This window comes from Thermosynechococcus sp. M98_K2018_005 (assembly GCF_015295825.1).
Lineage (GTDB): Bacteria > Cyanobacteriota > Cyanobacteriia > Thermosynechococcales > Thermosynechococcaceae > Thermosynechococcus.
The window spans coordinates 1-26,752 of sequence record NZ_DVEH01000040.1 but is presented as its reverse complement, the minus strand read 5'-3'; the positions used below and the strand labels follow the sequence as shown (position 1 = coordinate 26,752).

26 protein-coding genes and 2 pseudogenes are annotated in these 26,752 nt (G+C 54.2%); 17 read left to right on the top strand and 11 right to left on the bottom strand.

Annotated elements, in window-relative coordinates:
- A pseudogene (locus IGQ15_RS05345) lies at nt 1-696 on the top strand (hypothetical protein); the annotation flags it as partial.
- Here the strand turns inward: IGQ15_RS05345 and IGQ15_RS05340 are convergent.
- A complete protein-coding gene (locus IGQ15_RS05340) occupies nt 632-2,566 on the bottom strand; it encodes an AarF/ABC1/UbiB kinase family protein (protein ID WP_297049376.1) in 1,935 nt (644 codons plus the stop codon). The pseudogene IGQ15_RS05345 and the gene IGQ15_RS05340 overlap by 65 nt on opposite strands.
- A 62-nt stretch (nt 2,567-2,628) precedes the next feature.
- Between IGQ15_RS05340 and rfbD the strand changes: the two genes are divergently transcribed.
- On the top strand, nt 2,629-3,522 hold the full coding sequence (gene rfbD, locus IGQ15_RS05335; RefSeq protein ID WP_297049373.1) for a dTDP-4-dehydrorhamnose reductase: 894 nt from the start codon (nt 2,629-2,631) through the stop codon (nt 3,520-3,522).
- On the opposite strand, the gene mfd is transcribed toward rfbD, so the two are convergent.
- On the bottom strand, nt 3,519-6,947 hold the full coding sequence (mfd, locus tag IGQ15_RS05330) for a transcription-repair coupling factor (RefSeq protein ID WP_297049370.1): 3,429 nt from the start codon (nt 6,945-6,947) through the stop codon (nt 3,519-3,521). The genes rfbD and mfd overlap by 4 nt on opposite strands.
- A 309-nt stretch (nt 6,948-7,256) precedes the next feature.
- Here mfd and tatC point away from each other — a divergent pair, with 309 nt between their 5' ends.
- Both tatC and IGQ15_RS05320 read left to right on the top strand, forming a co-directional pair.
- Nucleotides 7,257-8,069 carry a twin-arginine translocase subunit TatC gene (gene tatC, locus IGQ15_RS05325; RefSeq protein WP_297049363.1) on the top strand — a complete coding sequence of 271 codons (813 nt, stop codon included), beginning with the start codon at nt 7,257-7,259 and terminating at the stop codon, nt 8,067-8,069.
- Nucleotides 8,070-8,258: 189 nt separating this feature from the next.
- Nucleotides 8,259-8,594: a carbon dioxide-concentrating mechanism protein CcmK gene (locus IGQ15_RS05320; RefSeq protein WP_024125880.1), complete on the top strand. Its 336-nt coding sequence runs from the start codon at nt 8,259-8,261 to the stop codon at nt 8,592-8,594.
- A gap of 145 nt (nt 8,595-8,739) precedes the next feature.
- On the opposite strand, the gene IGQ15_RS05315 is transcribed toward IGQ15_RS05320, so the two are convergent.
- From IGQ15_RS05315 to IGQ15_RS05300, 4 genes are all read right to left on the bottom strand, one after another.
- Nucleotides 8,740-8,943, bottom strand: coding sequence for a phycobilisome linker polypeptide (locus IGQ15_RS05315; protein ID WP_011056799.1), 204 nt, complete (start codon nt 8,941-8,943; stop codon nt 8,740-8,742).
- A 142-nt stretch (nt 8,944-9,085) separates the two neighbouring features.
- Entirely contained in the window at nt 9,086-9,571 is a 486-nt protein-coding gene (gene apcB, locus IGQ15_RS05310; protein WP_297049359.1) for an allophycocyanin subunit beta, read from the bottom strand.
- 59 nt (nt 9,572-9,630) lie between these two features.
- Nucleotides 9,631-10,116 (bottom strand): allophycocyanin subunit alpha, encoded by a 486-nt coding sequence (gene apcA, locus IGQ15_RS05305; protein ID WP_297049356.1) that lies wholly within the window; start codon nt 10,114-10,116, stop codon nt 9,631-9,633.
- Nucleotides 10,117-10,345: 229 nt separating this feature from the next.
- Complete coding sequence (locus IGQ15_RS05300) at nt 10,346-10,666, bottom strand: DUF3067 family protein (protein WP_181496866.1); 321 nt, start codon at nt 10,664-10,666, stop codon at nt 10,346-10,348.
- Nucleotides 10,667-10,780: 114 nt separating this feature from the next.
- Between IGQ15_RS05300 and petC the strand changes: the two genes are divergently transcribed.
- From petC to IGQ15_RS05250, 10 genes are all read left to right on the top strand, one after another.
- Nucleotides 10,781-11,323 carry a cytochrome b6-f complex iron-sulfur subunit gene (gene petC / locus IGQ15_RS05295; protein WP_297049354.1) on the top strand — a complete coding sequence of 181 codons (543 nt, stop codon included), beginning with the start codon at nt 10,781-10,783 and terminating at the stop codon, nt 11,321-11,323.
- 19 nt (nt 11,324-11,342) lie between these two features.
- Nucleotides 11,343-12,278, top strand: coding sequence for a cytochrome f (petA, locus tag IGQ15_RS05290; RefSeq protein WP_297049351.1), 936 nt, complete (start codon nt 11,343-11,345; stop codon nt 12,276-12,278).
- A 22-nt stretch (nt 12,279-12,300) separates the two neighbouring features.
- Nucleotides 12,301-13,710, top strand: a complete 1,410-nt coding sequence (gene mnmE, locus IGQ15_RS05285) for a tRNA uridine-5-carboxymethylaminomethyl(34) synthesis GTPase MnmE (RefSeq protein WP_297049348.1) — start codon at nt 12,301-12,303, stop codon at nt 13,708-13,710.
- A gap of 3 nt (nt 13,711-13,713) precedes the next feature.
- Nucleotides 13,714-15,438 (top strand): ABC transporter ATP-binding protein, encoded by a 1,725-nt coding sequence (locus IGQ15_RS05280; RefSeq protein WP_297049346.1) that lies wholly within the window; start codon nt 13,714-13,716, stop codon nt 15,436-15,438.
- 94 nt (nt 15,439-15,532) lie between these two features.
- Nucleotides 15,533-16,297 carry a MinD/ParA family protein gene (locus tag IGQ15_RS05275; protein ID WP_297049344.1) on the top strand — a complete coding sequence of 255 codons (765 nt, stop codon included), beginning with the start codon at nt 15,533-15,535 and terminating at the stop codon, nt 16,295-16,297.
- Nucleotides 16,298-16,376: 79 nt separating this feature from the next.
- Complete coding sequence (locus tag IGQ15_RS05270) at nt 16,377-16,694, top strand: hypothetical protein (protein ID WP_297049340.1); 318 nt, start codon at nt 16,377-16,379, stop codon at nt 16,692-16,694.
- A 95-nt stretch (nt 16,695-16,789) separates the two neighbouring features.
- Nucleotides 16,790-17,521, top strand: coding sequence for a triose-phosphate isomerase (gene tpiA, locus IGQ15_RS05265; protein WP_297049338.1), 732 nt, complete (start codon nt 16,790-16,792; stop codon nt 17,519-17,521).
- Nucleotides 17,522-17,805: 284 nt separating this feature from the next.
- The gene (locus IGQ15_RS05260) at nt 17,806-18,402 is read left to right on the top strand and encodes a tetratricopeptide repeat protein (protein WP_297049333.1); all 597 of its coding nucleotides are present in this window, start codon (nt 17,806-17,808) and stop codon (nt 18,400-18,402) included.
- Between the two features lie 69 nt (nt 18,403-18,471).
- Entirely contained in the window at nt 18,472-18,726 is a 255-nt protein-coding gene (locus IGQ15_RS05255; RefSeq protein ID WP_149817491.1) for a hypothetical protein, read from the top strand.
- Between the two features lie 5 nt (nt 18,727-18,731).
- Nucleotides 18,732-19,904, top strand: a complete 1,173-nt coding sequence (locus IGQ15_RS05250) for an MltA domain-containing protein (protein ID WP_297049329.1) — start codon at nt 18,732-18,734, stop codon at nt 19,902-19,904.
- Here IGQ15_RS05250 and IGQ15_RS05245 read toward each other — a convergent pair whose 3' ends face one another.
- The 3 genes from IGQ15_RS05245 to IGQ15_RS05235 are packed head-to-tail and all read right to left on the bottom strand — an operon-like array spanning nt 19,905 to nt 22,383.
- The gene (locus IGQ15_RS05245) at nt 19,905-20,954 is read right to left on the bottom strand and encodes an alcohol dehydrogenase catalytic domain-containing protein (RefSeq protein WP_297049325.1); all 1,050 of its coding nucleotides are present in this window, start codon (nt 20,952-20,954) and stop codon (nt 19,905-19,907) included.
- Nucleotides 20,955-20,972: 18 nt separating this feature from the next.
- Nucleotides 20,973-22,091, bottom strand: a complete 1,119-nt coding sequence (gene mraY / locus IGQ15_RS05240) for a phospho-N-acetylmuramoyl-pentapeptide-transferase (RefSeq protein WP_297049322.1) — start codon at nt 22,089-22,091, stop codon at nt 20,973-20,975.
- A 46-nt stretch (nt 22,092-22,137) separates the two neighbouring features.
- A complete protein-coding gene (locus IGQ15_RS05235; RefSeq protein ID WP_297049320.1) occupies nt 22,138-22,383 on the bottom strand; it encodes a DUF3134 domain-containing protein in 246 nt (81 codons plus the stop codon).
- Between the two features lie 324 nt (nt 22,384-22,707).
- Between IGQ15_RS05235 and purD the strand changes: the two genes are divergently transcribed.
- Together purD and IGQ15_RS05225 are read left to right on the top strand one after the other, a co-directional pair.
- A complete protein-coding gene (purD, locus tag IGQ15_RS05230; protein ID WP_297049318.1) occupies nt 22,708-24,012 on the top strand; it encodes a phosphoribosylamine--glycine ligase in 1,305 nt (434 codons plus the stop codon).
- On the top strand, nt 24,009-24,302 hold the full coding sequence (locus IGQ15_RS05225; RefSeq protein ID WP_297049315.1) for a DUF3082 domain-containing protein: 294 nt from the start codon (nt 24,009-24,011) through the stop codon (nt 24,300-24,302). The genes purD and IGQ15_RS05225 overlap by 4 nt, the downstream gene beginning before the upstream one ends.
- On the opposite strand, the gene IGQ15_RS05220 is transcribed toward IGQ15_RS05225, so the two are convergent.
- On the bottom strand, nt 24,299-25,000 hold the full coding sequence (locus tag IGQ15_RS05220; RefSeq protein ID WP_363315795.1) for an ABC transporter ATP-binding protein: 702 nt from the start codon (nt 24,998-25,000) through the stop codon (nt 24,299-24,301). The two genes, IGQ15_RS05225 and IGQ15_RS05220, sit on opposite strands and share 4 nt — an antisense overlap.
- Nucleotides 25,001-25,019: 19 nt before the next feature.
- A complete protein-coding gene (locus tag IGQ15_RS05215; RefSeq protein WP_297049310.1) occupies nt 25,020-26,207 on the bottom strand; it encodes a TRC40/GET3/ArsA family transport-energizing ATPase in 1,188 nt (395 codons plus the stop codon).
- A 276-nt stretch (nt 26,208-26,483) separates the two neighbouring features.
- On the opposite strand from IGQ15_RS05215, the pseudogene IGQ15_RS05210 reads away from it, so the two are divergent.
- A pseudogene (locus tag IGQ15_RS05210) lies at nt 26,484-26,752 on the top strand (photosystem II q(b) protein); the annotation flags it as partial.

Genomic DNA, 26,752 nt, shown 5'->3' with positions numbered 1-26,752 from the left:
CCCTTGCCAGCGATCCCGACAACCCCGAATGAAGATGTCGCCGTTGCCCCACAACTGGTCTCACCGACGCCGACTCCAGAATCCACTCCTGAAGAACCCCTAGCAACCACAGAGGGTGAAGCAGCGGCAGCGTTATCGCGGTGGTTTAATCAAACGCGGTTGACCCTCAACACCAGCAACCTGCGGGTGAACCTAGCCCAGCGGATTACAGATTTTTATCCCCAAGAAGCCTGTGGCGATCGCCTGCAAGGGGAAACAACGGTTGCGGTGGTGGTCACTCCCCAAGGTGAATTGCTCCCTGCCAATGCCGCCCCGGAAACGGGTTTACTCACCCGCAATCCCCAGATCATTCGCAGCAGTGGCTCTGCATTCCTCGATCAAGCAGCTCTAGAACGGGTACGTCAGCAATCCTTTGAGGCCACAGGGCAGTATCAAGCCTTAGCGCTCACCTTTGCCTTTGAGTATCGCCCCGAAGTGTGCCGAGGTCAGCAACCCGCGCCCGCTCCTAGACCACAACCGGCAGCACCCACCCCAACCGCGCCACCGCAAACCCCTAGCCCAGCCCCTGCTGGGGAAGCCCCACCAGCACCCACCCCCCCTAAAGAGGTGCCCCTACCGCCGTCCCCAGAACCTAGCGGGACAACCTCGTCGTCTGAAGCGCCGCCTGCGAGTCCGCCAGCAACATCTCCCGAATAAAGCGGGCGATCGCCCGTTGCAGGAGGCCGTTGACAATGCGCTGACCCATTTGTTGGACCTCTGGACGCACAATTATCCGCAGAATCGCAGGGATGACTTTGCCCCAGTCAAAGCCGGGGGTATCCTGCAAAATACTGAAGATGCGGCGCAAATGCTCTAGAGCATTGGCTTCACTGACGATAGTGGAACTTGCCGTTGCTGGTACGGGATGGGTTACCAAGGGTAAGAGTTGCACAAGGTTCCATTGCCCCATCGTTGTCCGTGCCCAAGTGTCAAGGCTCTTGACAATTTCATCCGCTAGGCGATCGCGATACTCTGCTCCCCGCTCCGAAAAGAGAAAATCCAAAGCCTGCTCCAGCACCACATTAAAGTCATAGTCACGGCTCTCGCGGGCATTGCGCAGCAGATTTTCTAGGCGCGTCCAGCGAAATTGACCATCTTTGAGGAGAAGGTTCGTGAGACTCGTGCGCAACTCTGGGGCAGGATCCGTGAGCAGTCGCTTGGCAATGTAAGGATAGGCGGCACTGAGTACCTTAAAGTTGGGGTCAACGCCCATGGCAATCCCTTCCATGGTCAGGAGCGATCGCACAATCAAGGCATAATAGGCGGGCACCTGAAAGGGATACTCGTACATCACCTCTGACAGGCGATCAAAAATGCGTTGGATATTGAGTTCCGAGACACTCGCCCCCAAGGCATCCTCAAAGACCAAGGCCAGCGCTGGAATAATTGGTTCCAGATCTGTATCGGGGGTTAGGAACCCTAAACGAACATAGTCGTAGGCAAGGCTTTCGTACTCACGGTTAACAATGTGGACAATGGCATTCAGCAAGCCATAGCGCTGCTCTGGCGCAATCTCACTCATCATGCCAAAGTCGAGATAGGCCAATTTGCCGCTGGGCATGGCCAACAGATTCCCCGGATGGGGATCGGCATGGAAAAACCCATGTTCGAGCAACTGCCGCAGGGAACACTGCACCCCCACATACACCATGTAGCGCGGATCAATCCCCAAGGCCTGAATTTGCTGCGGTTGGTTGAGTTTGACCCCCGTCACCCACTCCATCGTCAGTACCCGCCGCCGCGTGTAATTCCAGTAAATCTTGGGAATATAAACATCGGGGAGGTGACCATAAAGGCGGGCAAAGCGTTCGGCATTCCGTCCCTCTTGGGTATAGTCCATTTCCTCAAAGAGGCGACCGGCAAATTCATCCAGAATGGCCACTAAATCACTGCGAATCTCCTTGATCAGGCGTTTTGCCCAATAGGCCACCCCCCGCAGAATGTAAATATCCAAGGTGATACTTTCTGCCAAGCCGGGGCGCTGTACTTTGACGGCTACCTCTTCGCCGCTGTGGAGTTTGCCGCGATACACCTGTCCCAACGAGGCAGCCGCAATGGGATGATCACTGAGTTCAGCAAAAAGCTCACTGGGGGGGGCACCCAGTTCCTCCTCAATAAACTGAAACGCCACTTCATTGGGAAAGGGCGGCAACTGATCTTGGAGTTTTGTTAATTCTTCCAGATACACCGCTGGCAGCAGATCCGGACGAGTGGAGAGGGCTTGTCCCACTTTGATATAGGCAGGGCCAAGGCGGGTGAGGGTTTCCCGCAGGGCGATCGCTCGCTGGTGTTGATTTTGTTTGCTTTGGCCTGTGACCCTGTCCCACCAACGATTAAAGAGAAGCCAAAACACTGGCCAGAGAATCCGCAACCAGCGACTGAAGACCAGTAAAGGCCGCTGCCGATAGTAGGCATCAATGGCCACTGGATCATAGGGTTGAAAGGTCTCCGGCTCATTGGGAAGGGTTTCAGCCGCGACCGCAATTTCTTGAGGTGCGGAATCGCTGGGGACAATTGCCGTATTCATGGGCAGTCGCGCAAACTCTTAAAGTATTTTAACAATCAGTTCATCATCAAGGAGTGCGGAAAATGCGGCTAGTCATTTTGGGAGCAACGGGGCAGGTGGGCTGGCAATTGGTGCAGCAGGCCCCCCCCGGCGTTGAAGTCATTCCCATTGCTCGCCAAGGCACTGCCGTAACACTGGACTTGGAAGATTTAGAGGCCATTCCCAACCTGCTAAAAACCCTGCAGCCCGATGTGGTCATCAATGCGGCGGCCTATACTGCCGTGGATCAGGCGGAACAGGAACCGGAACGGGCACAACGGATTAATGGCACTGCCGTGGGTCTTTTGGCAGAAACGCTGGCAACGGTGGGGGGGCTGTTGATTCACTACTCCACAGACTATGTGTTTGCTGGCACTCAATCGCTGCCCTATCGCGAAACCGATGCCACTGCCCCCCTCAATGCCTATGGCTACAGCAAGTGGCTAGGAGAGCAGGCGATCGCCACCCATCACCCGGGTCACCTGATCTTGCGCACCAGCTGGGTTTATGACCTGCGGGGCAAGAACTTTTTGCGCACAATGGTTCGCCTTGCCCAAACTTGTCCTCTCGTTCGGGTGGTTGCCGATCAAATCGGTACGCCCACGGCTGCCCCCTTTATTGCCCAAGTCACCTATCAACTGCTTGAACGCTGGCAGGCGGATCTCTCCCTGAGCGGCCTCTATCACCTGACGCCCCGAGGCAGTACCAGTTGGTATGGCTTTGCAGCGAAAATTTTTGATCACCTGTGTGCCAAGGGCTATGCAACTGCCACCCTAGAGGCAATTCCCAGCAGTGAGTATCCGACACCGGCCAAGCGGCCTGCCTTTTCCACCCTCAACTGCGAGAAGTTAGAGGGGGTTTTGGGGACTCCCCTGCCCCCTTGGGAAGCGGTTCTTCAGCCCCTTTTGAACCAACTGGATCCGCAATCCGTTCTTTAGGGAGCCGTCGCAACGGTTGTTTTCATTTGGCTAAACCAGTCAATGAGTTGCTCCAATTGTTTCTCCACTGGTTGTGTCCCTAAACCCCGCACGGTAATTTTGCCCTGACTATAGACAAACCGACTTTGGAGATGAGTGGGCAGTTGCTTTAGGAGCAGTTTCCATGCGGGTTCAGCCATCGGGGTTTCAAGGATCACGTGCTGCTTCCCTTCGGGACGAATGCGACTAATGCCACACTGCCGTGCCAGTTGCTTGAGTTCCACGACCCGTAGCAGTTGCTGAACTGATTTGGGCAATGCCCCATAGCGATCGCTCCACTCTGCTGCCAATTGCATCAAGTCTTCTTTTGTCGTTGCAGCGGACACCGCACGGTAGGCGGCCATCTTTTGCTCCAGATCGGGCATATAATCGGCGGGAATAAAGGCAGTGACATTGAGATCCACTTGGGTATCGTCAACGGTGGGAATATCTTGGCCGCGAATTTCGGCGATCGCCTCCTCGAGCAGTTCCACGTACAAATCAAAGCCAACACTGTCCAGTTGACCGTGCTGTTCCGCCCCTAGCAGATTGCCGACACCGCGAATTTCCATGTCTCGCATCGCCAGTTGATAGCCCGATCCCAGTTGGGTAAACTCCTGAATTGCCCGCAACCGTTGACGGGCGGCATCGGTGAGTACCTCTTGGCGGGGGTAAAATAACCACGCATGAGCTTGAATGCCCGCTCGGCCAACCCGACCCCGCAGTTGATAAAGCTGTGCCAAGCCAAACCGCTGCGCATCCTCCACCAAAATCGTATTGACACGGGGAATATCCAAGCCGGACTCAATGATAGTCGTACAGACAAGAATATCGGCTTCGCCATTGCTAAAGCCAAGCATCGTGGATTCCAGTTCCCCCTCTGCCATCTGGCCGTGGGCAATGAGAATACGGGCACTGGGCACCATCCCTTGCAGCTTTGCCGCCACCTCCTCAATTCCCTCAACCCGCGGCACGACATAAAAGACTTGACCCCCCCGATCCAATTCCTGGCGAATCGCGCTGCGCACCGTTTCTGGGTCATAGGGGGCCAGATGGGTTTGAATCGGGCGTCGCGAGGGGGGAGGCGTCGTGATCAGACTCATTTCCCGAACCCCCGACAGGGCCATATAGAGGGTGCGCGGAATTGGTGTCGCACTCAGGGTGAGGACATCCACTTGGGTTTTGAGGGCTTTGATTTTCTCCTTTTGGTTGACGCCAAAGCGTTGTTCCTCATCCACCACCAATAGCCCTAAGTCCCGAAATTTGACCGTCTTGCTCAGGAGTTGATGGGTGCCGACGACAACATCAATTTCGCCGGTTTTGAGTTTTTGTAGGAGGTCTTGGCGCTCCCGCTCACTGCGAAAGCGGTTGAGGAGTCCCACTTGAATCGGATAGGGGGCAAAGCGTTCCTTGAGGGTGTGGTAATGCTGCTGCGTCAGAATCGTTGTGGGTGCGAGAACCACCACCTGTTTGCCTGCCATCACGGCTTTGAAAATAGCGCGAATGGCCACTTCGGTTTTCCCAAAGCCAACATCACCGCAGACCAGCCGATCCATGGGGCGATCGCTCTCCATATCGGCCTTGACCTCTTGGATGGCCTTGAGTTGATCCGGAGTAGGCTGATAGGGAAACGAGTCCTCCATTTCCTGCTGCCACGGTGTATCCGGGGGGAAGGCAAAGCCCTGTTGTTGGGCGCGTTGGGCATAGAGTTGCAGCAGATCCACCGCCACTTTTTTAATGGCCTTGCGCACCCGTGCTTTGGTACGTTCCCAAGTGTTGCCTGTTAACCGATTGAGTTGGGGGACGCCATCGCTTTGTTTGCGGTAGCGGGAGAGACTGTTCAGTTGATCGGCAGCAACGCGGAGAATGCCATCGGCATATTGTAGGGCGAGGTACTCGCGGGTTTCATGGTTAATCGTTAGCGTTTCAAGGCGCAGGAACTGGCCAATACCGTGTTGGCGATGGACGACGTAATCCCCCGGCTGCAGCTTGTTGAGATCCACCTGTTTGGCAGCAGCGCGGCGGCGTTTGCGCACATAGCCAAGGTTGACCAAGTTGTGCTGGCCAAAGAACTCGCGATCGCTCACCAGCACCGTGCGGAACGTGGGCAAAATAAAGCCACTGATTTCCGCTAGGCCACTGGCCTTCAGGGCAATGGGCAGTCGCTGCTGTTGCAGCTTATCAATGGCCGAAACGTCCTTGGGATTAGGCACAAACTGGGCGGGGCAATCGTGCTCCTGCAACAGCGCCACAGAGCGACTCGGCTGCGCAGAGACCAACCACACCGTGTACCCCTTGTCCCGTTCCTCCCGCAGGGTTGCCGCCAAGCGACCAAATTGGTGGGGAATCGCTGGAACCGCCCGTGCTGATAAATTCAGACCGAGTCCCTCACTGGCCAGTTCATAGAGGTGCACCCGTTGAAACCGCTCGAGGGCATGGGCACTGGCCGACCACGGACGATGGATGGGAGGTGGTGGCGTTTCAAGGCTTTGCCAGTAGGCGTGAGTGTGTTCATACCAGCGATCGCCATGGGCAGCACAGAGGGGTGGCTCATCCACAGCAATGAGGGTCTGGGCAGGCAAATAATCCAAGAGCGAAGCCGGCTGCGGAAAAGCCACGCCAAGATAGCGCCGCAGTCCCTCTTGATCCTCTGGGATGAGATGGGCGTGATCCGCTGCCCGCAGGGCTTGGGCAATCAGGGGCGTAAAACTAATGGGTGTGAGTGTGACCTGCTCAAGAGCATCAAGGCGATCGCCCTCGGTACGTAGGGAGCGTTGACTGGCTGGATCAAACTCGCGAATCGACTCAATCTCATCGCCAAACCACTGCAAGCGCACCGGTAGCTCTGCCGAGACGGGGAAAACATCCACAATGTCGCCGCGCCGACTCCACTGGCCTTCCGTTTCCACTAGGGAAACCCGCTCATAACCAAGGGCTGCCAAGGCGATGGCCACTTCCCCTAGAGCGTGCTCTTGACCCACCTGTAGGGTGAGACAGGCGGCACGAAACTGCTCTGGCGGGGGTAAATGGGGTTGCAGTGCCCGTTCCGTGGTGACAATGGCAATATTGGGGCGATCGCTCTCGACTAGAACTTGCAGTTGCCCCCAAACCATCTCCGCTTCCAAGTCAAAGGGGTCATAGGGAGAGGCCTCCGATGTCGGGTAAAAGAGCACAGCATCCCAACCCATGAGTTCCAATTGCGCCGCCCAGCGTCCCCCCTCCTCTAGGGTGGAAGTGATCACACACAGTGATTGCCGACTCTGCTGCGCCAATGTGGTGGCCACAAAGCCCTTGACAAGGCGGGGCATCCCCGTGAGAACCAGTTCCCGTTGGTGTTGTAATTTGCTGAGCAGTTCAGCCGTCAGCGGCAGCTTACCCCAACTGCGGGGAATTGCCATTAAGGACATAGACTCGTGTCGGTGCAAGTGATCAAGACTTGAGAATTGAGTCGCCACCCCTTGGGGCAGTGCTAACGCATTATAATTCTTACGCTTATCATTGTAAAAACCAGGACAAGGATTCAGAAAACTCTAGCTACAGCGCTTTTCTACAATTAGGCGGTAAAGAAGGGGGAGATGCGCTTGTTTTGTAGCAGCTTTAGCTGTTTTCAGCATGTGTCACTGCTGATAAAAGCGTGACATGACTGCTGAAGAGAGGGTGGAACCCCGTGGGCACTTCCTCCATAATTGTGAAAGAGTAGGAATTGTAGAGATTGAATGACGCGATCGCCCGATATTAATAGTCCCGCTCCAGAATCCTCAGCGATTGTTGACAGCGCCCTTGAAGCGAGCGACCCGATTGACCCTGAGGATGAACTGCCCAACGAAGTGGAAATGTCCCTCTGGGATCACCTTGAGGAGTTGCGGCAGCGGCTCTTTGTTGTCCTCGGCACTGTTGCCGTCACCATTGTTCTCTGCTTTACCCAAGTCCGCTGGATCATTCAATTTCTTGAAAAACCAGCCCATGGCGCGAAATTCCTGCAGCTGAGTCCAGGGGAGTACTTTTTTGTCTCCTGTAAAGCGGCGGCCTACAGCGGCATCCTCCTAGCGACGCCGATGATTCTCTACCAAGCCATCCGTTTTATCCTGCCGGGATTGACACGGCGTGAGCAACGCTTGCTGGCACCGGTGGTTTTTGGCTCATCGATTCTCTTTATTGCCGGTTTGGCCTTTGCCTATACCCTCTTGGCACCCGCAGCCCTTAGCTTTTTCATTAACTATGGGGCAGATGTGGTTGAGCAATTGTGGTCGATTGATCGCTATGTGGATTTTATTTTGTTGTTGCTCCTTGCCACTGGCCTCGCCTTCCAAGTCCCTATTCTTCAGTTGGTGCTCATTGCCCTAGGCATTGTCTCGATTCCGCAAATGCTCAGTCAGTGGCGCTACGTGGTGATTATTGCCGTGGCTGTGGCAGCGGTTTTAACCCCCTCCATTGATCCGATTACTCAAGGACTGTTGGCGGGTGCTCTGCTTGCCCTCTACTTTACGGGGATTGGCTTGGCTAAGCTGATGGGGGTGAGGCGTTCTTAAAATACCCTCAAAAAAGACTCAATCAGAAAAGATGATTTTGACGATAAAAATCAATTATCGCGATCGCCCCTCAAACTTATCAAGGCTATCAATAGAGATGATATGCTGATGTTGCCAAATCAGTGCGTTCCCTCGCAATCGCAAGAATGGCATTACTTTAACAAATTTTTGTGTTTAGGAGCGGTCTTCATGCCCATTGCCCTTGGGATGGTAGAGGTACTGGGTCATCCCCCTGCCTTAGCTGTTGCCGATGTGATGGTAAAAGCGGCGCGTGTTACCCTTGTGGGCTATGAAGTGGTCAGTGGTGCTCGCCTGACAATTATTGTGCGCGGCGACGTTTCTGAAGTGCAAATTGCGGTTGCAGCGGGTGTGGAAGCCGCCAAGAAAATTCCAGCTCAAAGTCCTAAGGAAAAAACGCTCTATCTGTCGTCAACGGTGATCCCGCGCCCCCACGAGAACCTAGAAGCTGTTTTTCCCAAAATGCGCTTCCAATATGGCGATGGCTGGGAGCGTTTTCTCGTTTAGCAGCCTTGTAAAAGCTTCTCTAGGGCTTCTCTAATGAGCAAAGCTCCACTGCTCAGATAATTGTCTCAGAAGGGAACAACCCACCCAATCAACTATCTCAACAGTGAAGCCTCAAAATCGCTAGGAAACAGTTTTAGAGGGGTACCTAGGCTAGACCGGTATTGACCCCCGGCTTACCCGTAAACAGCTCCACTTTCACAATTTTGCCACCCATTTTTTGGATGCGTTGTTGCTCGCGGAACCAGTTTTCGTAGGGCACCAGTTTCGTGAAATAGGTGTTTTGCAGTTCGCGCTGGGTGCGAATACGGGTTTGACTCGGCACACAGGCGGTAATTTTGAACATGCGCATGGGATGGGACTCCAAATCTGTGTGGGGTGATTACACGTCTGGGAGCTAAAGGCCAGACTCAGACTGTTTAAGCACAATTGCCATGACAGGCTGACACTCTAACCCCTAACTCCCAGACAAATGGGCGACTGGAGATCTGTACTTAGCTTAAGCCAGAGCAGATGTAGTCAAAGTAGATGCCCATTTCTTTGCCGGCATCGGCACCCACCAAGCTGGCGGTGACTTCTTTCATGGCTTGGATGGCTTGCACAGTGGCAGCGATGGGCACACCCAAGGAGTTGTAGGTTTCTTTCAACCCATTGAGCACCCGCTCATCGAGGATGGAAGGGTCCCCAGCCAACATAGCATAGGTGGCATAGCGCAGGTAGTAGTCGAGGTCGCGGATACAGGCGGCATAGCGACGGGTGGTGTACATGTTGCCACCGGGACGGGTGATGTCAGAGTAGAGCAGGGATTTGGCCACTGCTTCTTTGACGATATTGGCGGCATTGGCGCTGATCACGGTCGCAGCACGCACCCGCAGTTCACCAGTGGCGAAGTAAGCTCTCAGCTTCTCCATGGCGGCGGTGTCGAGGTATTTGCCTTGCACGTCAGAGGCGTTGATGACAGCGGTAATCGCGTCTTGCATGGTTCTATTTCCTCAAAAACTGATTTGGATGATGGATCAATGAAGGATGCTGAGGCGACCTACTGCATGGCGCCAATCACGAAGTCAAAGTAAGAACCGGCTTCAGCGGCATCTTCTGCAGACAGCAGCGAGGAAGCAACGTTCTTCATGGCGCGGATCCCTTCGGCCACAGCAGGAATGGGAGTACCGAGGGAGTTGTACATTTCACGCACACCCACCAAACCAATTTCTTCGATGGGGGTGACATCACCCGCAACAATACCGTAGGTCACAAGCCGCAGGTAGTAGTCGAGGTCACGTAGGCAGGTGGCGGTCATTTCTTCACCGTAGGCATTGCCACCGGGGGAGACCACATCAGGCCGTTTTTGGAAGAGTTGATCGCCCGCTTGCTTGACAATCCGCTCGCGGTTTTCGGTCAGGGTTTGGGCAATGCGCAGACGGCGCTCGCCGCTGCTGACAAAGCTTTTAATGCGATCCAGTTCACCGGGGCTGAGATAACGGGCCTCGGCATCTGCATTCACGATCGATTTCGTGACGACGCTCATTGAGTTCCTCCAAAGTTGGAATTGTAAAACAAGGGTCTTGATAATGTGGCATCTGCCATTGGAATGTTACGATTCACCGAACTCCTGCAGGAGAGATAGGTACGGCGATTGACCCGACGGGCTGACGTAACCTTCCGCAAACATTCTCAGGCATAGGGGGGACATCTCCCACATTATCGCAATCCTTTTTAACATTCTTAACATTTTTTCAAAAATCTGCTAGGGGCGGCTATTCCAGCCATTCGATAATGCGGGTACCAAGGTCGAGGGGAATATTCACGGCCTTGCCGAGGCGGGGTTTCTCACGGGTGGTCTCAATAAAGGTGCAAACTTGCTGGGCACAGCCCCAGTCATTGAGGTGCTGTGCGATCGCCCCGAGGTGGGCGGCATAGTCTTCAGGCGTATCGGGGTAAGAGGCCTGCTCGAGGTAGCGCCACATCACTTGTAAAAAGATGCGATCGCCAACGCGGCGAAACTGCAGATCAAAGGAGCGCCCCCATTTGCGCAGGAGCAAGGCATGGAGTTCATCACCAGTGAGGGGCGTCAGCATTGGCAAGAATTTTAGCCCTTGCGGTCGGGACGGCTCAGACAGTGTGATAATAGTTAACAAACGTAATTATTTTACGGCTATCCGTTTTGACTCCTTAGTAAATAAGCGTAAACCATGGCTCAAGTTTCTGGAATGTCTGATGTGCCCGATATGGGGCGGCGACAGTTTATGAACCTGCTGACGTTTGGTACCATCACGGGTACAGCGTTGGGCGCTCTTTACCCTGTCGTCAAGTATTTCATTCCGCCCTCCAGTGGTGGCACGGGTGGTGGTGTGGTTGCCAAGGATGCATTGGGCAACGATATCAAGGTTTCCGACTACCTGACAAAGCACCTGCCGGGCGATCGCTCCCTTGCCCAAGGGATCAAAGGGGATCCCACCTACGTGATTGTTACTGAGGATCACCAAATTGCCAATTATGGCTTGAATGCCGTCTGCACTCACCTTGGCTGCGTGGTGCCTTGGAATGTCAGTGAAAACAAGTTCATTTGCCCCTGCCATGGCTCTCAATACGACAGCACGGGTAAAGTGGTGCGTGGCCCTGCTCCCCTCTCCTTGGCACTGGTGAGGGCCACGGTTACCGAAGATGACAAACTGGTGTTTACCCCTTGGACGGAAACTGATTTCCGCACGGGCAAAGAACCTTGGTGGACGTAAAGAGAAATTAGGGAGTGGTATGAAACGCTTTTTTAAATCTTTGACGCTGGCGATCGCCCTTGCCGCCAGTGTGCTTCTTTGGTCACCGCAGGCGCAGGCCTACCCATTCTATGCCCAGCAGGGCTATGACAGTCCCCGTGAAGCAACCGGGCAGATTGTGTGTGCCAACTGTCACCTCGCCGCCAAGCCCATCCAAGTGGAAGTGCCCCAAGCCGTTACCCCCGATTCTGTCTTTGAAGCCGTGGTGAAAATTCCCTACGACACCAGTGTGCAACAGGTGCTGGGGGACGGCTCGAAAGGGGGTCTGAATGTCGGTGCAGTGCTGATGCTGCCCGAGGGTTTCAAAATTGCTCCTCCTGATCGCATTCCCGAGGAGTTGCAAGCCAAAACCAGCGGCATTTACTACCAGCCCTACAGCGAGGATAAGCAAAACATTGTTCTTGTGGGGCCCCTACCGGGTGAGCAGTATCAGGAAATTGTTTTCCCCATCCTCGCCCCCAACCCTGCCACGGATAAATCGATCCACTTCGGTAAATACGCCGTTCACGCCGGGGGCAACCGGGGTCGCGGCCAAGTCTATCCCAATGGTGAAAAGAGCAACAATAACGTCTTTACTGCACCAATCGCGGGCACGATTACCAGTATGACCGCTAACCCCGATGGCAGTACTGCGGTGGTAGTTACCCCCGAGAGTGGCGAAGCAGTGACAGAAACCATTCCTGCTGGCCCTGACCTCATTGTCAGGGAAGGCCAAACGGTGGCTGCGGGTGAAGCCCTCACCAACAATCCCAATGTGGGCGGTTTTGGGCAAAAGGATACGGAAATTGTCCTTCAGGATCCCAACCGCATTAAGTGGCTGTTGGTGTTCTTTGCTGCCATTACCCTCTCGCAGATTCTGCTGGTGCTCAAGAAGAAACAAGTGGAGAAAGTGCAAGCCGCCGAGATGAGTCTTTAAAGGAGTCCTATCCCCCACGGTAGTGCAATACCTCCATGACACGATTGTGGCGATCGCCACGGCTATTGTGCCCCAGCAAGGGAGTATCGGCATTGTCCGTCTCTCAGGAGCCAAAGCAGTCGCGATCGCCCAGTCTTTATTTGAGACCCCGGGCAAGCAGCCTTGGGAATCCCATCGCATTCTCTATGGTTATGTCCGCGACCCCCAAACCGGGGAACGGGTCGATGAAGCACTCCTGCTGTTAATGCTGGCGCCCCGCTCCTATACCCGCGAAGATGTGGTCGAGTTTCACTGTCATGGTGGCCTCATCCCTGTCCAGCGCGTGCTGCAACTCTGTGTCGCCGCAGGGGCACGTTTAGCAGAGCCGGGGGAATTTACGCTGCGCGCCTTTCTCAACGGTCGCCTTGATCTCACCCAAGCCGAAAGTGTGGCTGAGCTGGTGGCTGCCCAATCCACAACCGCCGCTCAAATTGCCTTGGCGGGTCTGACAGGAAAACTCGCCCGCCCCCTCAAGCACATTCGTCAGACCTGTTTATCCCTCTTGGCGGAAATTGAAGCGCGACTAGATTTTACCGACGAGCTACCCCCCCTTGACTCCGCAGCCATTGCTGAGGAAATTCGTCAGTTGCAACACCAAGTAGAGGCGTTTTTGGCCACAGCAGAACGGGGAGCACTGATCCGCACTGGACTCAAAGTGGCCATTGTGGGTCGACCGAATGTCGGTAAGTCGAGTCTGCTCAATGCTTGGAGCCGTAGCGATCGCGCCATTGTTACAGATTTACCCGGCACCACCCGCGATATTGTCGAGTCCCAATTGGTTGTCGGTGGCATTCCGATCCAAGTGCTCGATACCGCAGGCATTCGCGAGACCGATAACCTTGTCGAACAAATTGGCGTTCAGCGATCGCGCCAAGCCGCAGCCAGTGCTGATCTCATCCTCCTTGTCATTGATGCCAGTCAAGGGTGGACAGCCGCTGATCAGGAGATTTACGACCAACTCGAGCTGCAACAGCGGCGGCAGCAAGCGCCTCGGTCCGTCTTGGTTGTTTTGAATAAAGCTGATCTCCTCAACGAAACCGTAGATGTGCAAGATATTCCATTGCCCATCGCCCCCATTCCCACCGTGCTGCTCTCGGCCCTCAGTCAAAGGGGCATTGAGTCTCTCGAGGAGGCGATTCTAAACCTTGTTCACAGCCAAGGGGTTACCGCCGCCAACCTAGACTTTGCCATCAACCAACGCCAAGCCGCGCTCCTGGAGCAGGTTCACCAATCCCTGAATCATGTGCTTGCGGCCATTGATGCCCAACTGCCCCTTGATTTTTGGACGATAGACCTGCATGCTGCCGCCCGTACCCTTGGTACCCTCACCGGCGAAGAGGTGACTGAGTCTGTGCTAGAACAAATCTTTAGCCGTTTTTGCATTGGAAAATAGCCCATGCTTTGGAATACCAGCTACCGGCTGTTACTTGCTTATATCCTTCCCTATCGGCAACGGTTGCTGGTCGCTTTTTTGTGTACCCTCGGCTACGTCTCGACTATGCCGGCGATCGCCTACCTGATTGGCCAAGCGGCGAAGCTCATTGGCGCGGGGGATTTGCTGGGCCTGATTCAATGGTGTGCAGCCTCCTCGCTGCTGTTTGTCGGTCGTAGTTTTTGCCAATTTGGCCAAGATGTCCTCATGTCCGATATTTCCCTACGGATTGCCTATGACATTCGAGTGCGGCTGTACCGTCATCTGCATCGTTTAGGGGTGGACTATTTTGAAAAGGCAGCGACCGGCGATCTCACCTACCGCCTCACTGAGGATGTGGATCGCATTGGCGTTATGGTCAATAGCAGTTTTCATCGCCTCATTCCCTCAGCTTTAACAACAGTCGCCGTCATTGGCTATATGTTCTACCTCAACTGGCAACTGACATTGGGAACGATGATCATTGCGCCGCTGATGACGTTTCTCATCGCTTGGTTTGGCAATCGGTTGTTGCGACAGTCGCGCCTGAGTCAAGCCCGCATTGCCGATTTGGCCTCCCATCTCACAGAAATTTTTTCCGGGATTCGTCTGATTAAGGGGTTTGCGGCTGAGGACTATGCCGTAGAGCAGTTTGAACAGCAGGCCGACATTAATCGCCGTGCTCGCCACCGTGCAGAACGCATTAAGTCAATGCAATACCCTGTGGTGGGGTTTCTTGAAGCGCTGAGCATTATGCTGCTGTTTATCTTGGGGGCGTGGCAAATTAATGCCGGTCATCTCACGGGGCCGCAGTTCCTCAGCTTTGTTGCCGCAGTGGCACTACTGATGGACCCCATTAATATGATTTCTGCTGATTACAACGAACTCAAAATGGCACAGGCGTCAGTGGAGCGTAGCTTTGGCCTGTTGGCCCTCGAACCCACGATCAAGGAAATCAGCCATGCGCAGCCCTTACCCCCCATTTCTGGCAAAGTGCAATACCTAGATGTGTGTTTTGGCTATGATCCAGAGCGTCCAGTGCTCAAGGACTTTAATCTCTTGGCGGAGCCAGGGGAAGTCATTGCCTTTGTGGGACATTCAGGGGCGGGTAAATCAACCATTGTTAGCCTCTTGCCCCGTTTTTATGACCCCCAAGCGGGGAAAGTCTTGGTTGATGGCATTGACATTAAAACAGTGACACTTAAAAGCCTGCGGCGGCAAATTGGCATTGTTCCTCAGGAAACGATTCTTTTTTCAGGCAGTATTGCCCAAAATATTGCTTTTGGTTACTCTGAACCGGATTGGGAGCGACTGATTGAGGCCGCCAAAATCGCCAATGCCCATGACTTCATTACGCGCTTTCCCGATGGCTATCAGACATGGGTAGGGGAAAGGGGGATCAATCTTTCTGGGGGGCAACGACAACGACTGGCGATCGCCCGCGCGGTTTATGCTGATCCGCGTATCTTGATCTTGGACGAAGCTACCTCTGCTTTGGACTCTGAATCGGAAGCCTTGGTGCAAAGTGCTCTCGAAAAAGCAATGAAGGGGCGCACCGTCTTTATTATTGCCCACCGGTTGGCCACCGTTCGTCGCGCTGATCGCATTCTTGTCCTAGAGCAGGGGCGGATCATCGAAAGTGGCACTCACCAAGAACTCCTAGCCCAGTCTGCCCGCTATGCCCAGTTCTACACGCAGCAGTATTTCTAAGACAGGGAATGACCCCTTGTTTGATGGACTGGCCGCTTGGGTTCCGGCAGGATGTGAAAATAGACGTTGAATTCTCAGATCAGCGAGGACAGCCATGGGTAGTATCATTTCTGTGCATTCTTTTCGTGGCGGCACAGGTAAATCAAATACAACGGCAAATCTAGGCTGTACCTTGGCGACATTGGGCTATCGGGTGGCGATCGTGGACACCGATATTCAATCCCCCGGTATCCATGTGCTCTTTGGCCTTGAGTCGGAAGATACGGAACATGCCCTGAATGACTACCTGTGGGGACGCTGTGAAATTACTGATGTGGCGCGGGATGTCAGCCATCTTATTACTGCTCACGGCCAGCAAGCTAAAGGCGCAATCTATCTTATTCCCTCTAGCCTCAAAACCAGTGAAATTACCCGTGTGCTGCGGGAAGGCTACGATGTCGGCTTGCTCAATGATGGTTTTCAGCAATTGCTCCAAGGGCTGAATCTGGACTTTTTGCTCATTGATACCCACCCAGGGCTGAATGAGGAAACGCTGCTCTCGATTACAGTCTCCGACGCCTTGGTACTGATTCTGCGCCCCGATCGTCAAGACTTTCAAGGAACAGCGGTCACGGTTGATGTGGCGCGGCAGCTTGATGTGCCCAAAATGGTGATGGTCGTTAACAAAGTCCCCAGTGCGTTTAACAGGGACTCCCTCAAGCAGCAGGTGGAAACAACCTATGGTGTGCCAGTTGCGGGTATCTTACCTGTTTGTGAAGAAATGTTTCAACTAGGGAGCAGTGATATTTTCTGTTTACGCTACCCTGAGCATTCCTACAGTCTCCTTGTCAGGAGTGTTGTGCAGCATCTGTTGGATTAGGGTAGCCTAGGAGTAAGGATTGGGATTTTGATCCTTCCCGAGTGCCACTGCCAGTCACTGCCGTTGAGGAACATTGCCAATGATAGACAGTCAAGACGCTAGCAGTGGTTGCGGTGGTGGTCTCAATCCAGCAGATTTATTGGTTTTGCCCGATCGCCAGCGATCGCTCCTGACACTGATGATGCGCCAGCCAACACCCTTCACCGTCCCAGAATTGGCTGAGCAGTTGCAGTGGTCTGCGGAAGAGGTCAGTGCTACCCTTGCAGAGGTTCTCCAACTGGGCTATGTGACAGTTGACAACGGCGCCTACCAAGTCAAACTCGGACGGCGGACCCCGCGTGTGCAACCCAAGCGTCAATCTCCCCGAGTTGCGGCGGTTTGGGACAAACTGGGTTAGGTCTCAACCACTTCCGCAGTTAAATCTCTAATTATAGAGGCAACCCGTGTGGTACGCTTAATTACGCTAAGTTTCGCAGAGGAAAGTCAGGACGAGTGCGCCCAAAAGTTCTTGCTGGCAACTGGAAAATGCACAAAACCCAACAGGAAGCGGTGGCCTTCCTACAGGAGTTCTTAGGGAAGTTGGTGGACACCCCTAGCGATCGCGAGGTGGTGCTCTGTGTTCCCTACACCTGTTTAAGTGTATTGTCCAAGAGTCTGCACGGAACGCGGGTGAAGCTGGGTGCCCAAAATGTCCACTGGGCGGATCAAGGGCCGTTTACAGGTGAAATTTCGCCACCGATGCTGGTGGAGTTGGGTGTGCGCTACGTGATTATCGGCCACAGTGAGCGGCGGCAGTATTTTGGTGAAACCGATGCCACGGTTAACCAACGGCTCAAGGCTGCCCAAAGCCATGGCCTGACACCGATTCTCTGTGTCGGTGAAACCAAAGCCCAACGGGATGCTGGCGAAACGGAAAACCACATCTTTCAGCAGTTGGCGCTGGACTTGGTGGATGTCGATCAGAGCAATTTGGTGATTGCCTACGAACCCATTTGGGCGATCGGTACCGGTGACACCTGTGAGGAAACGGAAGCCAACCGTGTCATTGGCCTGATTCGTAGCAAATTGCAGAATCCCGATGTCCCCATTCAGTACGGTGGCTCGGTCAATGCCAACAATATTGACGCGATCATGGCGCAGCCAGAAATTGATGGGGTGCTGGTGGGTGGTGCTAGTTTGCAGCCGGAGAGTTTTGGGCGTATTGTTAATTACAAGCCCCTTTGAACATTACTCTGAGGTCGGCGTCAGTGCCCTAGATCACACCTGCTCCATGAGATAGCGCACTGCCCTCTGCGCAGAAAAACCTAAAGATATCAACAGACAGCCCTTTTCCAAGAATGGAATGCCCTTAAAACGGTTAAAACCGCTACAGCGTGGACTACTGTGTGGGCAGCCAAGAAAAGGGGCGTCGCCAGCGGTTTATTACAACTGTTATCGTTTGCTGGGCGATTTCTTCATTTTCTTTTAGGATCGAAGTAAGGCTAAGTGATGCCGAAAGGAGGCCGACAATGCGCCAACAATTCTTCAGTGCTTTGACAGCTTTAGCTGCTTTTGTTGGTCTCAGCAGTGCTGCCGTGGCCCAGCCGATGGCGATCGCCACCCTCACACCCCCTGAACTTCAGGAACTGCAACGCCTTGTGCCCCGCAGTGCCGAGGACTACTACAACGTGGGATTAATGCACCAAGGGAGGGGTGATCTGGCCGCTGCCATTAATGCCTTTAGCCAAGCAATCAGACTCAACCCCAGTGCTGACTACTACTTTGCTCGCGGCCTAGCCTACTATGACCAAGGGGATATGCAGCGGGCGATCGCGGACTTTAGCACTGCGCTGCGCAACGATCCACAGTTTATTGCTGCCTACTACAACCGGGGCATGGCCTATCTTGCCCTGCAAAACTATACAGCGGCGATTGCAGACTTTGATGCTGCCCTAGGGCGGGATCCCCAATTTGTTGCTGCCTACTATAGTCGGGGCATGGCACACTTCGATAGTGGCAATGTTGAATTGGCGCAACGGGACTATGAGCGTGCTCGCGCTCTCAACCCAGCGATGACAGCCCAGTACTACGATCGCGCCCCCCGTCCCCTCACTGGCGGTCCCTAGTACCTGAAGCCACCGATTGCGGCAATAATAGGGGAATAATGTGCATGATAAGGATGAGCGATCGCGCCTATGCCCAGAACCCCTTCTGAATTTGCGGTTCATTTATTTCTGGATGGCGGTCACCGTGAGGAGGTGCGCTTCCCCACTATTCAAGACTTCCAGAAGTGGTACAGCAACGAGTTAGTGGCCAAAGCAGATTCCAACGACTTTATCTCCGTTCCCATTAAAAACATTCAAGGGGAATACATGGTGGTGCGCCCCTCGAAAGTCTTTGCGATTCGGGTAGAACCTGTGTTTGCCTCTAGTGTGGATCGGTTTGCCTAACGTCTATGGCGGGTTTATTCGCAGGATGGGTTCAGGGGGTCGTGATCCTCGCAACGAGTGCGATCGCCACAGCACCAACAGTTGCTCCCTTAACGCGCCAAAGCCAACTGCCCCCAACGGTTGCCCTAGATACAGCTCTCTGGCAATCCCCCAGTGAGCGAGCACGACTGCTGCAAGCGATTGATCATAGTTTGCGTTACCTGCGCACCGATAAAGCGCGCCGCGACTACGCCGCCTACACCGCCCCCGGTCAACCCGGCGCCGCCCTTGGCCCCAATCTCCATCAGCGAGTGATCCGCTCCCTCGAACGCTTTCGCCATCTGGTACAAACCCGTCGCTCTGCGGCAGAACTGCAAGCATCTGTCAAACGCGAATTTGTCTTTTATCAATCCATTGGCACCGATGGCCAAGGGCGAGTGGATTTCACGGGCTATTATGCACCGACGTATCGTGCCAGCTTAGTGCCCACCGCAGAATACCGCTATCCCCTGTTTCGGCGCCCCCCCAATTTTGAGCAGTGGCGAGAGCCGCACCCAACCCGCTTGGAACTGGAAGGGGCGGATGGTCAGCAGTGGCGCAATGGTCCTTTGCGGGGTCTGGAACTGGTCTATTTGCGCGATCGCCTAGAGGCCTTTCTCGTTCACGTCCAAGGGTCGGCTGAACTGCAACTGCCCGATGGTCGCTGCTTTACCGTCGGCTATGCTGGCAAAACCAATCATCCCTACACGAGTATTGGCCAAGAACTGATTCGCGATGGCAAAATTGCCCGGGAGGAACTGACGCTACCGCGCCTTATGGCCTACTTTGAGGCTAACCCTGCTGAACTAGATCGCTATTTACCTCGCAATGCCAGCTTTGTCTTTTTTGAACACACCCAAGGGCGTCCCCCCACAGGCAGTCTCTCAACCCCGGTGATTCCAGAGCGTTCGATCGCCACCGATAAGTCCCTGATGCCCCCAGGTGCCTTGGCGGTAATCAACACGAAAATTCCCCTGCCCGCCCAAGGCCAATGGCAGCAAACTCCCGTCAGCCGTTTTGTCTTGGATCAGGATACGGGGAGTGCCATCCGTGGGCCGGGTCGTGTCGATATTTTCATGGGTACGGGGGAGGTGGCCAAAGCGCGGGCGGGTCTGATCAATACGCCGGGACAGTTGTATTATTTGCTCCTACGGGAATAGCTAGGGGTGCAGCGCTACTTTAATCACTTGGCGTGCTTTCATCGCTTGGAGGACGTTTTCAATCTCCGTGAGGGGGGCTTGGCCACTAATGAGTTTCTCGAAGGGTAGTGTACCGCTGGCAATTAGTTGCAAGGCTTGGCGGACAAATGTGGGTGTGTTGTGAAAGACCCCCTTGAGGGTGAGTTCTTCGTAGTGCAGGCGTTCGGTATCAACGCGGATCGAAGTTTCGCGGGGGCAGCCACCAAAGAGGTTAATGGTGGCACCGGGGCGACCACAGGCGATCGCCGTTTCCCAGACTTCAGGAACTCCAGTGGCTTCAATGACAATATCGGCACCGCGTCCTTCCGTCCAGTCTTTGACCACCGTGGGAATATCGCTGCACTGGTGATGATTGCGGGTCTGCTCTGCTCCGAATGTGCGGGCGATCGCCAGCCGCTGATCGGAACCGCCAAAGGCGAGAACCCGTGCTCCTTGCTGTGCCAGAACCCCAATAAACATCAGGCCAATGGCACCATCCCCTAGAACCACAATTTGCGGTGGACTGGGCCACGTCTCAACCATTGCGGGGTCAAAGCCAGAGCGGGCAACGCCGTGGAGGACACAGGCAAGGGGTTCAGTGAGCGCCGCCAAGGCAAAGGAGAGCGACTGCGGAATAGGCAGCAGATTCTGGCGGACAATGCTGGCGGGAATTTTGAGGTACTCGGCAAAGGTGCCATTGTTGAATTCCAGATCGGGACATAGGGAAAAGGCCTGCCGCTGACAGTAAAAACACTGGCCACAGGGGGCAGAATTATTGGCCACCACGCGATCGCCCACCTGCCAGCCGGTCACGCCCGCCCCTAGAGCCACAATTTCCCCGGCTGCTTCATGGCCAAAGAGAATCGGTGGCGTTAGCATCCGCGCATGACCACCGCGCCGCCATACCTTCAAATCTGTACCACAGGTGGTGGCGGCCTGAACACGAATCACCACTTCCCCCGGCCCCGGCGTGGGATCGGCGACGGTTTCAATGCGCACATCTTCTTTGCCGTAGAGCACTGCTGCTTTCATTGCACTTCCCCCATCCCATTAGGCCAGCCAGTGCAAGAGGCTACAGAGCAGTCCCAAGAGGGCAACCACCCCATAGAACGTACTCACCACCCGCAGTTCTGACCAGCCCCCTAATTCAAAGTGATGGTGCAGAGGTGCCATGCGCAGCAGCCGTTTGCCCACGCCATCGGAACCTTTGGTTGCCTTGTAGTAGAGCACTTGGGCAATGACTGAGAGGGACTCCACAAAAAAAAGACCACTGACAATCAACAATTCCCAGAGGTGATGACTCGCCAAGCCAATGCCGGCAAGGAGTGCCCCAAGGGCCAGTGAACCCGTATCCCCCATAAACACCCGCGCCGGATGGTGATTGTGCCAGAGGAAGCCGAGACAGGCACCACTCATGACCACTGCCAGAATTTGCAAATCGGGATGGGCGGTCAGAATAATGCCTAAAGCGAGGAGGGCGATCGCTGCCGTACCACCAGCCAGACCATCGAGACCATCGGTGAGATTGAGGGCATTCCCTTCCGCCATTGGCACAAAAATCGCCAAGGGAATAAACGCAATCCCTAAAGGCCAGACCCACCCCCAAGGAGCGGTCACTACCGTTGCCGTTGGATCACTCCCCACCAGCCAAGCACAAAAAAGAGCTGCCCCAATGCCCTCAAGGAGGAGCCGCAGCCGAGCCGATAACCCTTTGTTGGATTTGCGCCGCAGAACTTGCCAGTCATCCCACCAACCAATGGCGGCATACCAAAGCACCAACAGGGCGATCGCCCCCACCGTTGGGGAGAGTTTCCCCTGAGGGAACCCCGTCCACAGGAGTGCCAGACTTAACCCCGTCGGCACAAAAAAGATTCCCCCCATCGTCGGTGTGCCCGATTTTTGCAGGTGAGATTGCGGGCCATCTTCGCGAATAATCTGTCCGGTTTTCAATCGCCGCAGCAGGGGTACGACAGCCATGCCTAGAACCGCAACGATGGCAAAACTCACTAACCAAGGCAGTGTCAGGGTTTGCAACGGCTGTTGCCAGTGGTTTGCCCTGGTATCGTAGGCAATGCTGGCAATGAGCAGGCCAATAGCGAGAAGGCCAAAAAGTCGCTGTCCTGTCAGCCAACGGGGTTCAATGGCAGCCGTGGTTTTGGTGGAGGGCATGGGGATAGCTCTAGCACATCACTCCGATAATAGGGGGATCTGTGCCCTACTCCTCAAGCCCTAGGTCATCTTCTTCGTCGTAATCGCCCAAGGAGTCGCCAACAAATTCCTCAATTTCACCCATATCATCGAGGGTGCTATCCAGGATTGGGTCTGCCTCATTGGCATCACGGGCAATTAATCGACCCGTTTGCTGTAACCATTCCAAAATGGAGCGATCGGAACGAGCCGCAGCGGTTAAGTTCTTTTGGGAAATGGGTTCTTCGTACAAAGAGGGGTTGTATAGGGTCATAGGGCTAGGGTGAATAGTATTGTTTCTGAGAGTCCAACCCTTTAGTTTAACGTTTGCCCCTAGGGATGTAAATCTGCGCTTTGTGGCGATCAGGGCGATCGCATACTAGAAAGGTCAGCCAATCGTTTGTGGGAATGCCACCATGCCCTCTTCACTTGAAATGCGCACCTGTGGCCAAATTTGCGACGGCTAGGAGGGGTTGAAAATGCCTGAGTATCGTTTGGCCGGTTACCTTTGGAGAGAAAGTTGCCTATTGACTGATAAACTTGATAATCTCCTGAAGATTGATTTCAAAAATATGGCCTATCTTTTTGGAGTGCATCGGTGAAGGTCGTTGTCGTTGGCAGTGGTGGTCGAGAGCACGCAATTGCTTGGAAATTACTCGCTTCTCCTCGCGTGACACAGGTCTATTGTCTCCCCGGTAATGGGGGTACAGCCTGCCTAGAGCGGTGTGAGAATGTGGCCATTGAAGCCACCGACCTTACGGGCATCGGTGAATTTGCCAAAGAGAATAACGTTGATTTAGTGGTTGTCGGGCCAGAGGTTCCCCTTGCCGCTGGCTTAGGCGATCGCCTGCAAGCACTAAAGATTCCTGTCTTTGGTCCTAGCCAAGCAGGGGCACAAATTGAAGCCAGTAAAGCTTGGGCAAAGGCGCTCATGGAGGCGGCTCGGATTCCTACAGCCAAGGCAGCAGTGTTCGACAATTACGAGGCGGCCTCTCGTTATCTCCAAGCCCAAGGGGCACCCATTGTCATTAAAGCCGATGGTTTAGCGGCGGGTAAAGGAGTGACGGTAGCGGCCACAGAAGCAGAGGCGATCGCTGCCCTGGAGCGGATTTTTGGGGGTGAATTTGGCGCCGCTGGTCAACGGGTGGTCATTGAATCAGTGCTGGAGGGGCAAGAGGTCTCCGTACTCGCTGTTACGGATGGCAAAACCATTCTGCCGCTGCTGCCCGCCCAAGATCATAAGCGCGTTGGCGAAGGGGATACAGGTCCGAATACTGGGGGAATGGGGGTCTATGCCCCTGTCCCTTGGGTAACACCAGAGTTAATGCAACGGATTCAACAGACGATTCTTGAACCTGCCCTTGGGGCGTTACAGGATCGGGGAATCCATTACTGTGGGGTGCTCTATGCTGGTCTGATGGTGACGCCCACAGGGAATCCCTATGTGGTGGAATTTAACTGTCGCTTTGGTGATCCTGAAACCCAAGTGGTACTTCCCCTCTTGGAAACTCCTCTGATTGAGGTGCTCTTGGCCTGTGTCGAGGGACGCTTAGCCAGTTTGGGAGCGTTACAATGGCGCAATGAGGTGGCTCTATCGGTCGTGATGGCGGCGGGGGGCTATCCGGGGAGTTACCGCAAGGGGGATGTGATTCAGGGCATTCCCGCAGCGATCGCGCAGGGGGTTCTCGTTTTCCATGCTGGAACGCGCTGGCAGGAGGGGCAATGGTACACCAATGGTGGTCGGGTATTGAACATTACCGCTTTGGCTCCTGATTTTGCCACGGCTCAAGCCAAGGCCTATGCGGCCGTCAGCGCCATTGAATTTGCCGACTGCTACTATCGTCGTGACATTGGCTACCGTATTCTGGAATCATCGGCTCACAAAGGTGAATACCGTCCATGACCCTTCTCCCCCCAAAAACTAACCCATTACGCTGTTTAACTGGTGCGCTGATTGCTGGTACGCTCGGGATTCTCCTCTATCAGCTAACAGGGGCGATCGCCTACGTCTTTGCCACCCATGCTGTCAGTTACCACAATCAATTGGTTTATAGCTTGGCCGTGGCCGTGCGCACGCTTGTGGTGGGCTTGTGTACCCTCGCAACGGGGGTCTTTAGCATTATTGCCGTGGGTCTCGCGGCTCTGACGCTGCAACTCCTTTGGGAACGCTGGGTACAACGGGGGCAGGCTTAACCCTCGCTGATTTTGCCATCTTCGATTTTGGTGATGCGATCGGCAATAGCTGTAATCCGTGGATCATGGGTAACAATCAACACCGTGCAGCCGTTTTCTTTTGCTAGCCTGTGGAGAATTTTGATCACCTGTTGGCCATTTTGGGAATCCAGGGAAGCGGTCGGTTCATCGGCAAAAATGATCTTCGGCTCAGCGGCTAGGGCACGGGCAATGGCAACCCGTTGTTTCTGACCCCCAGAAAGATTTGCGGGCACAAAGTCAAGGCGATCGCCCAAGCCAACGGCCTTGAGAAGCGCTGCTGCCTGTTCCTTCGCTTTTTTACCTTGAATGCCCTTAAGATTGAGGGCAATTTCAACATTTTCCAGTGCGGTCAAGGCGGGGAAAAGATTAAAACTCTGAAAGACAAAGCCGATATTTTGCAGGCGAAATTTTGCCAGTGCGGCCTTGGACAGTTGCGTAATCTCTTGGCCTAAGACAACCACTTGGCCACTGGTGGGGGTAAGAATGCCGGCCAAAATCGAGAGCAGAGTGGTTTTCCCTGACCCCGAAGGTCCCATGAGCAGATGAATATGACCGTGCTGGATTTGCAGGTTAACTCCCTGAAGAACAGGCGTCTCGTGATGGCCAGAACGATAAACTTTAGTCAGATTGGTGGTGGCGATCGCCAGCCCACTCGTCGTCACAGTGGCAAGTCTCATCAGTCATCGATTAGCTGAATTAGCCACTGGTGGCACTAGCAAAGCGGATTTTCAGGTAGTCCGCCTCCATTTTCGCGCCCACCGGCTGCAGTGCCGCTAATCCTTGGGGTAACACCATATTACGACGATGGTTGCCAATGCGAATATTCAACTCATCCGCCGTCTTGTTCAGTTCAATTTTTTCCTTGGGTACCCCCGGTAGATAGAGTTCAAGGCTGTACTGGCCATCACGGGGCACCACCCGAATCGTTTGCTCTTGGTAATAGACCTGAGCCGGATCTTCATCAGCGTAGAGGGTCTCCTTCAAGCGGTGCAGTGCCGCTAAACCACAGAGTTCCTCAGCAAACAGGGGGACTTCCTTGATGGGCAGGGGGCGAAAATTGTCGTGAATTTCTTGGCGATATTGTTGCTGGGTTTCTTTCCAGCGGGCAAAGAAGGGATCATGCACGGTCTCTGGCAAAATGCGGTTGGCCACCACTAAATCTGTGGCCACATTGTAGAGACTGAGGTAGGCATGGGCACGAAGAGATTCCTTGATCACCATCTTTTCTGGATTGGTGACCAAGCGCACTGAGGTTTGCGTGTTGTCGGTGAGGACCTTTTCAAGGGCTTCAATTTGCTCATAGAATTCATAGGGCGCATCCATCACCTCTTGATCGGGCAACGAGAACCCCACCAAGGGCTTGAAAATTGGCTCCACAATCGGTCGCAAGGCCACGGACATCCGCTGCAAAGGCTTATAGAAGCGACGCATATACCAGCCGCTCACCTCGGGTAGGCTCAACAGCCGCAGTGCTGTACCTGTGGGGGCAGAGTCAATAATCAGGACATCGTATTGACCTTCGTCATAGTGGCGTTTCATCCGCACAAGGGCAAAAATCTCATCCATCCCCGGCAAAATCGCCAATTCCTCAGCTTGAACCCCTTCTAGCCCGCGCGCCTGCAAGACTTGGGTAATGTAGCGTTTGACGGCACCCCAGTTGTCCTCCAGTTCCATCAGGGCATCGAGTTCGGCTCCCCAGAGATTTTCAGCGACGGGCACAGGGACATGCCCCAATTCGAGGTCAAAACTATCGGCAAGGGAGTGGGCGGGATCGGTACTCAGCACCAGCGTTTTGTACCCCAACTCAGCACAGCGTAACCCCGTTGCTGCCGCCACTGAGGTTTTACCAACGCCACCTTTGCCAGTCATTAAAATTACGCGCATGGGAAGGCTCTGCCCTAAACACGGTTGCTTAAAATATCTTAACCCTTGAGCTTATCCTCAGGGGGGGCGATCGCTTGCAATCATCGCTTGCAATCAATGGAAATAAAATCATTAAGAAAAATAAATAAATACAACTACTTATTTAGCTTTACTAACAATAATTTAAGCCTCTCCCCGATCCCTTGGGGCAAATATTAAGTTAATGCTTAAGCCCTTGCAGTTTATAACTGTTTTCAGGGGTTTGTAACTGGTAATATATTTGGACTTATTACGACTATGACCACAACTCTCCAACGTCGCGAAAGCGCGAATTTGTGGGAGCGGTTTTGTAACTGGGTGACCAGCACCGATAACCGCCTCTATGTGGGCTGGTTTGGTGTGATCATGATCCCCACCCTGCTGGCCGCAACCATCTGTTTTGTGATTGCTTTTATCGCTGCTCCCCCTGTGGACATCGATGGCATCCGTGAGCCTGTGTCTGGTTCTTTGCTCTATGGCAACAACATCATCACGGGTGCGGTTGTCCCCTCCAGCAATGCCATTGG

Coding starts and splice junctions, on each gene's coding strand:
- IGQ15_RS05340 (WP_297049376.1), bottom strand. CDS start 2,566: ATGAATACGGCAATTGTCCCCAGCGATTCCGCACCTCAAGAAATTGCG.
- rfbD (WP_297049373.1), top strand. CDS start 2,629: ATGCGGCTAGTCATTTTGGGAGCAACGGGGCAGGTGGGCTGGCAATTG.
- mfd (WP_297049370.1), bottom strand. CDS start 6,947: ATGTCCTTAATGGCAATTCCCCGCAGTTGGGGTAAGCTGCCGCTGACG.
- tatC (WP_297049363.1), top strand. CDS start 7,257: ATGACGCGATCGCCCGATATTAATAGTCCCGCTCCAGAATCCTCAGCG.
- IGQ15_RS05320 (WP_024125880.1), top strand. CDS start 8,259: ATGCCCATTGCCCTTGGGATGGTAGAGGTACTGGGTCATCCCCCTGCC.
- IGQ15_RS05315 (WP_011056799.1), bottom strand. CDS start 8,943: ATGCGCATGTTCAAAATTACCGCCTGTGTGCCGAGTCAAACCCGTATT.
- apcB (WP_297049359.1), bottom strand. CDS start 9,571: ATGCAAGACGCGATTACCGCTGTCATCAACGCCTCTGACGTGCAAGGC.
- apcA (WP_297049356.1), bottom strand. CDS start 10,116: ATGAGCGTCGTCACGAAATCGATCGTGAATGCAGATGCCGAGGCCCGT.
- IGQ15_RS05300 (WP_181496866.1), bottom strand. CDS start 10,666: ATGCTGACGCCCCTCACTGGTGATGAACTCCATGCCTTGCTCCTGCGC.
- petC (WP_297049354.1), top strand. CDS start 10,781: ATGGCTCAAGTTTCTGGAATGTCTGATGTGCCCGATATGGGGCGGCGA.
- petA (WP_297049351.1), top strand. CDS start 11,343: ATGAAACGCTTTTTTAAATCTTTGACGCTGGCGATCGCCCTTGCCGCC.
- IGQ15_RS05280 (WP_297049346.1), top strand. CDS start 13,714: ATGCTTTGGAATACCAGCTACCGGCTGTTACTTGCTTATATCCTTCCC.
- IGQ15_RS05275 (WP_297049344.1), top strand. CDS start 15,533: ATGGGTAGTATCATTTCTGTGCATTCTTTTCGTGGCGGCACAGGTAAA.
- IGQ15_RS05270 (WP_297049340.1), top strand. CDS start 16,377: ATGATAGACAGTCAAGACGCTAGCAGTGGTTGCGGTGGTGGTCTCAAT.
- IGQ15_RS05260 (WP_297049333.1), top strand. CDS start 17,806: ATGCGCCAACAATTCTTCAGTGCTTTGACAGCTTTAGCTGCTTTTGTT.
- IGQ15_RS05255 (WP_149817491.1), top strand. CDS start 18,472: ATGCCCAGAACCCCTTCTGAATTTGCGGTTCATTTATTTCTGGATGGC.
- IGQ15_RS05250 (WP_297049329.1), top strand. CDS start 18,732: ATGGCGGGTTTATTCGCAGGATGGGTTCAGGGGGTCGTGATCCTCGCA.
- IGQ15_RS05245 (WP_297049325.1), bottom strand. CDS start 20,954: ATGAAAGCAGCAGTGCTCTACGGCAAAGAAGATGTGCGCATTGAAACC.
- mraY (WP_297049322.1), bottom strand. CDS start 22,091: ATGCCCTCCACCAAAACCACGGCTGCCATTGAACCCCGTTGGCTGACA.
- IGQ15_RS05235 (WP_297049320.1), bottom strand. CDS start 22,383: ATGACCCTATACAACCCCTCTTTGTACGAAGAACCCATTTCCCAAAAG.
- IGQ15_RS05225 (WP_297049315.1), top strand. CDS start 24,009: ATGACCCTTCTCCCCCCAAAAACTAACCCATTACGCTGTTTAACTGGT.
- IGQ15_RS05220 (WP_363315795.1), bottom strand. CDS start 25,000: ATGAGACTTGCCACTGTGACGACGAGTGGGCTGGCGATCGCCACCACC.
- IGQ15_RS05215 (WP_297049310.1), bottom strand. CDS start 26,207: ATGCGCGTAATTTTAATGACTGGCAAAGGTGGCGTTGGTAAAACCTCA.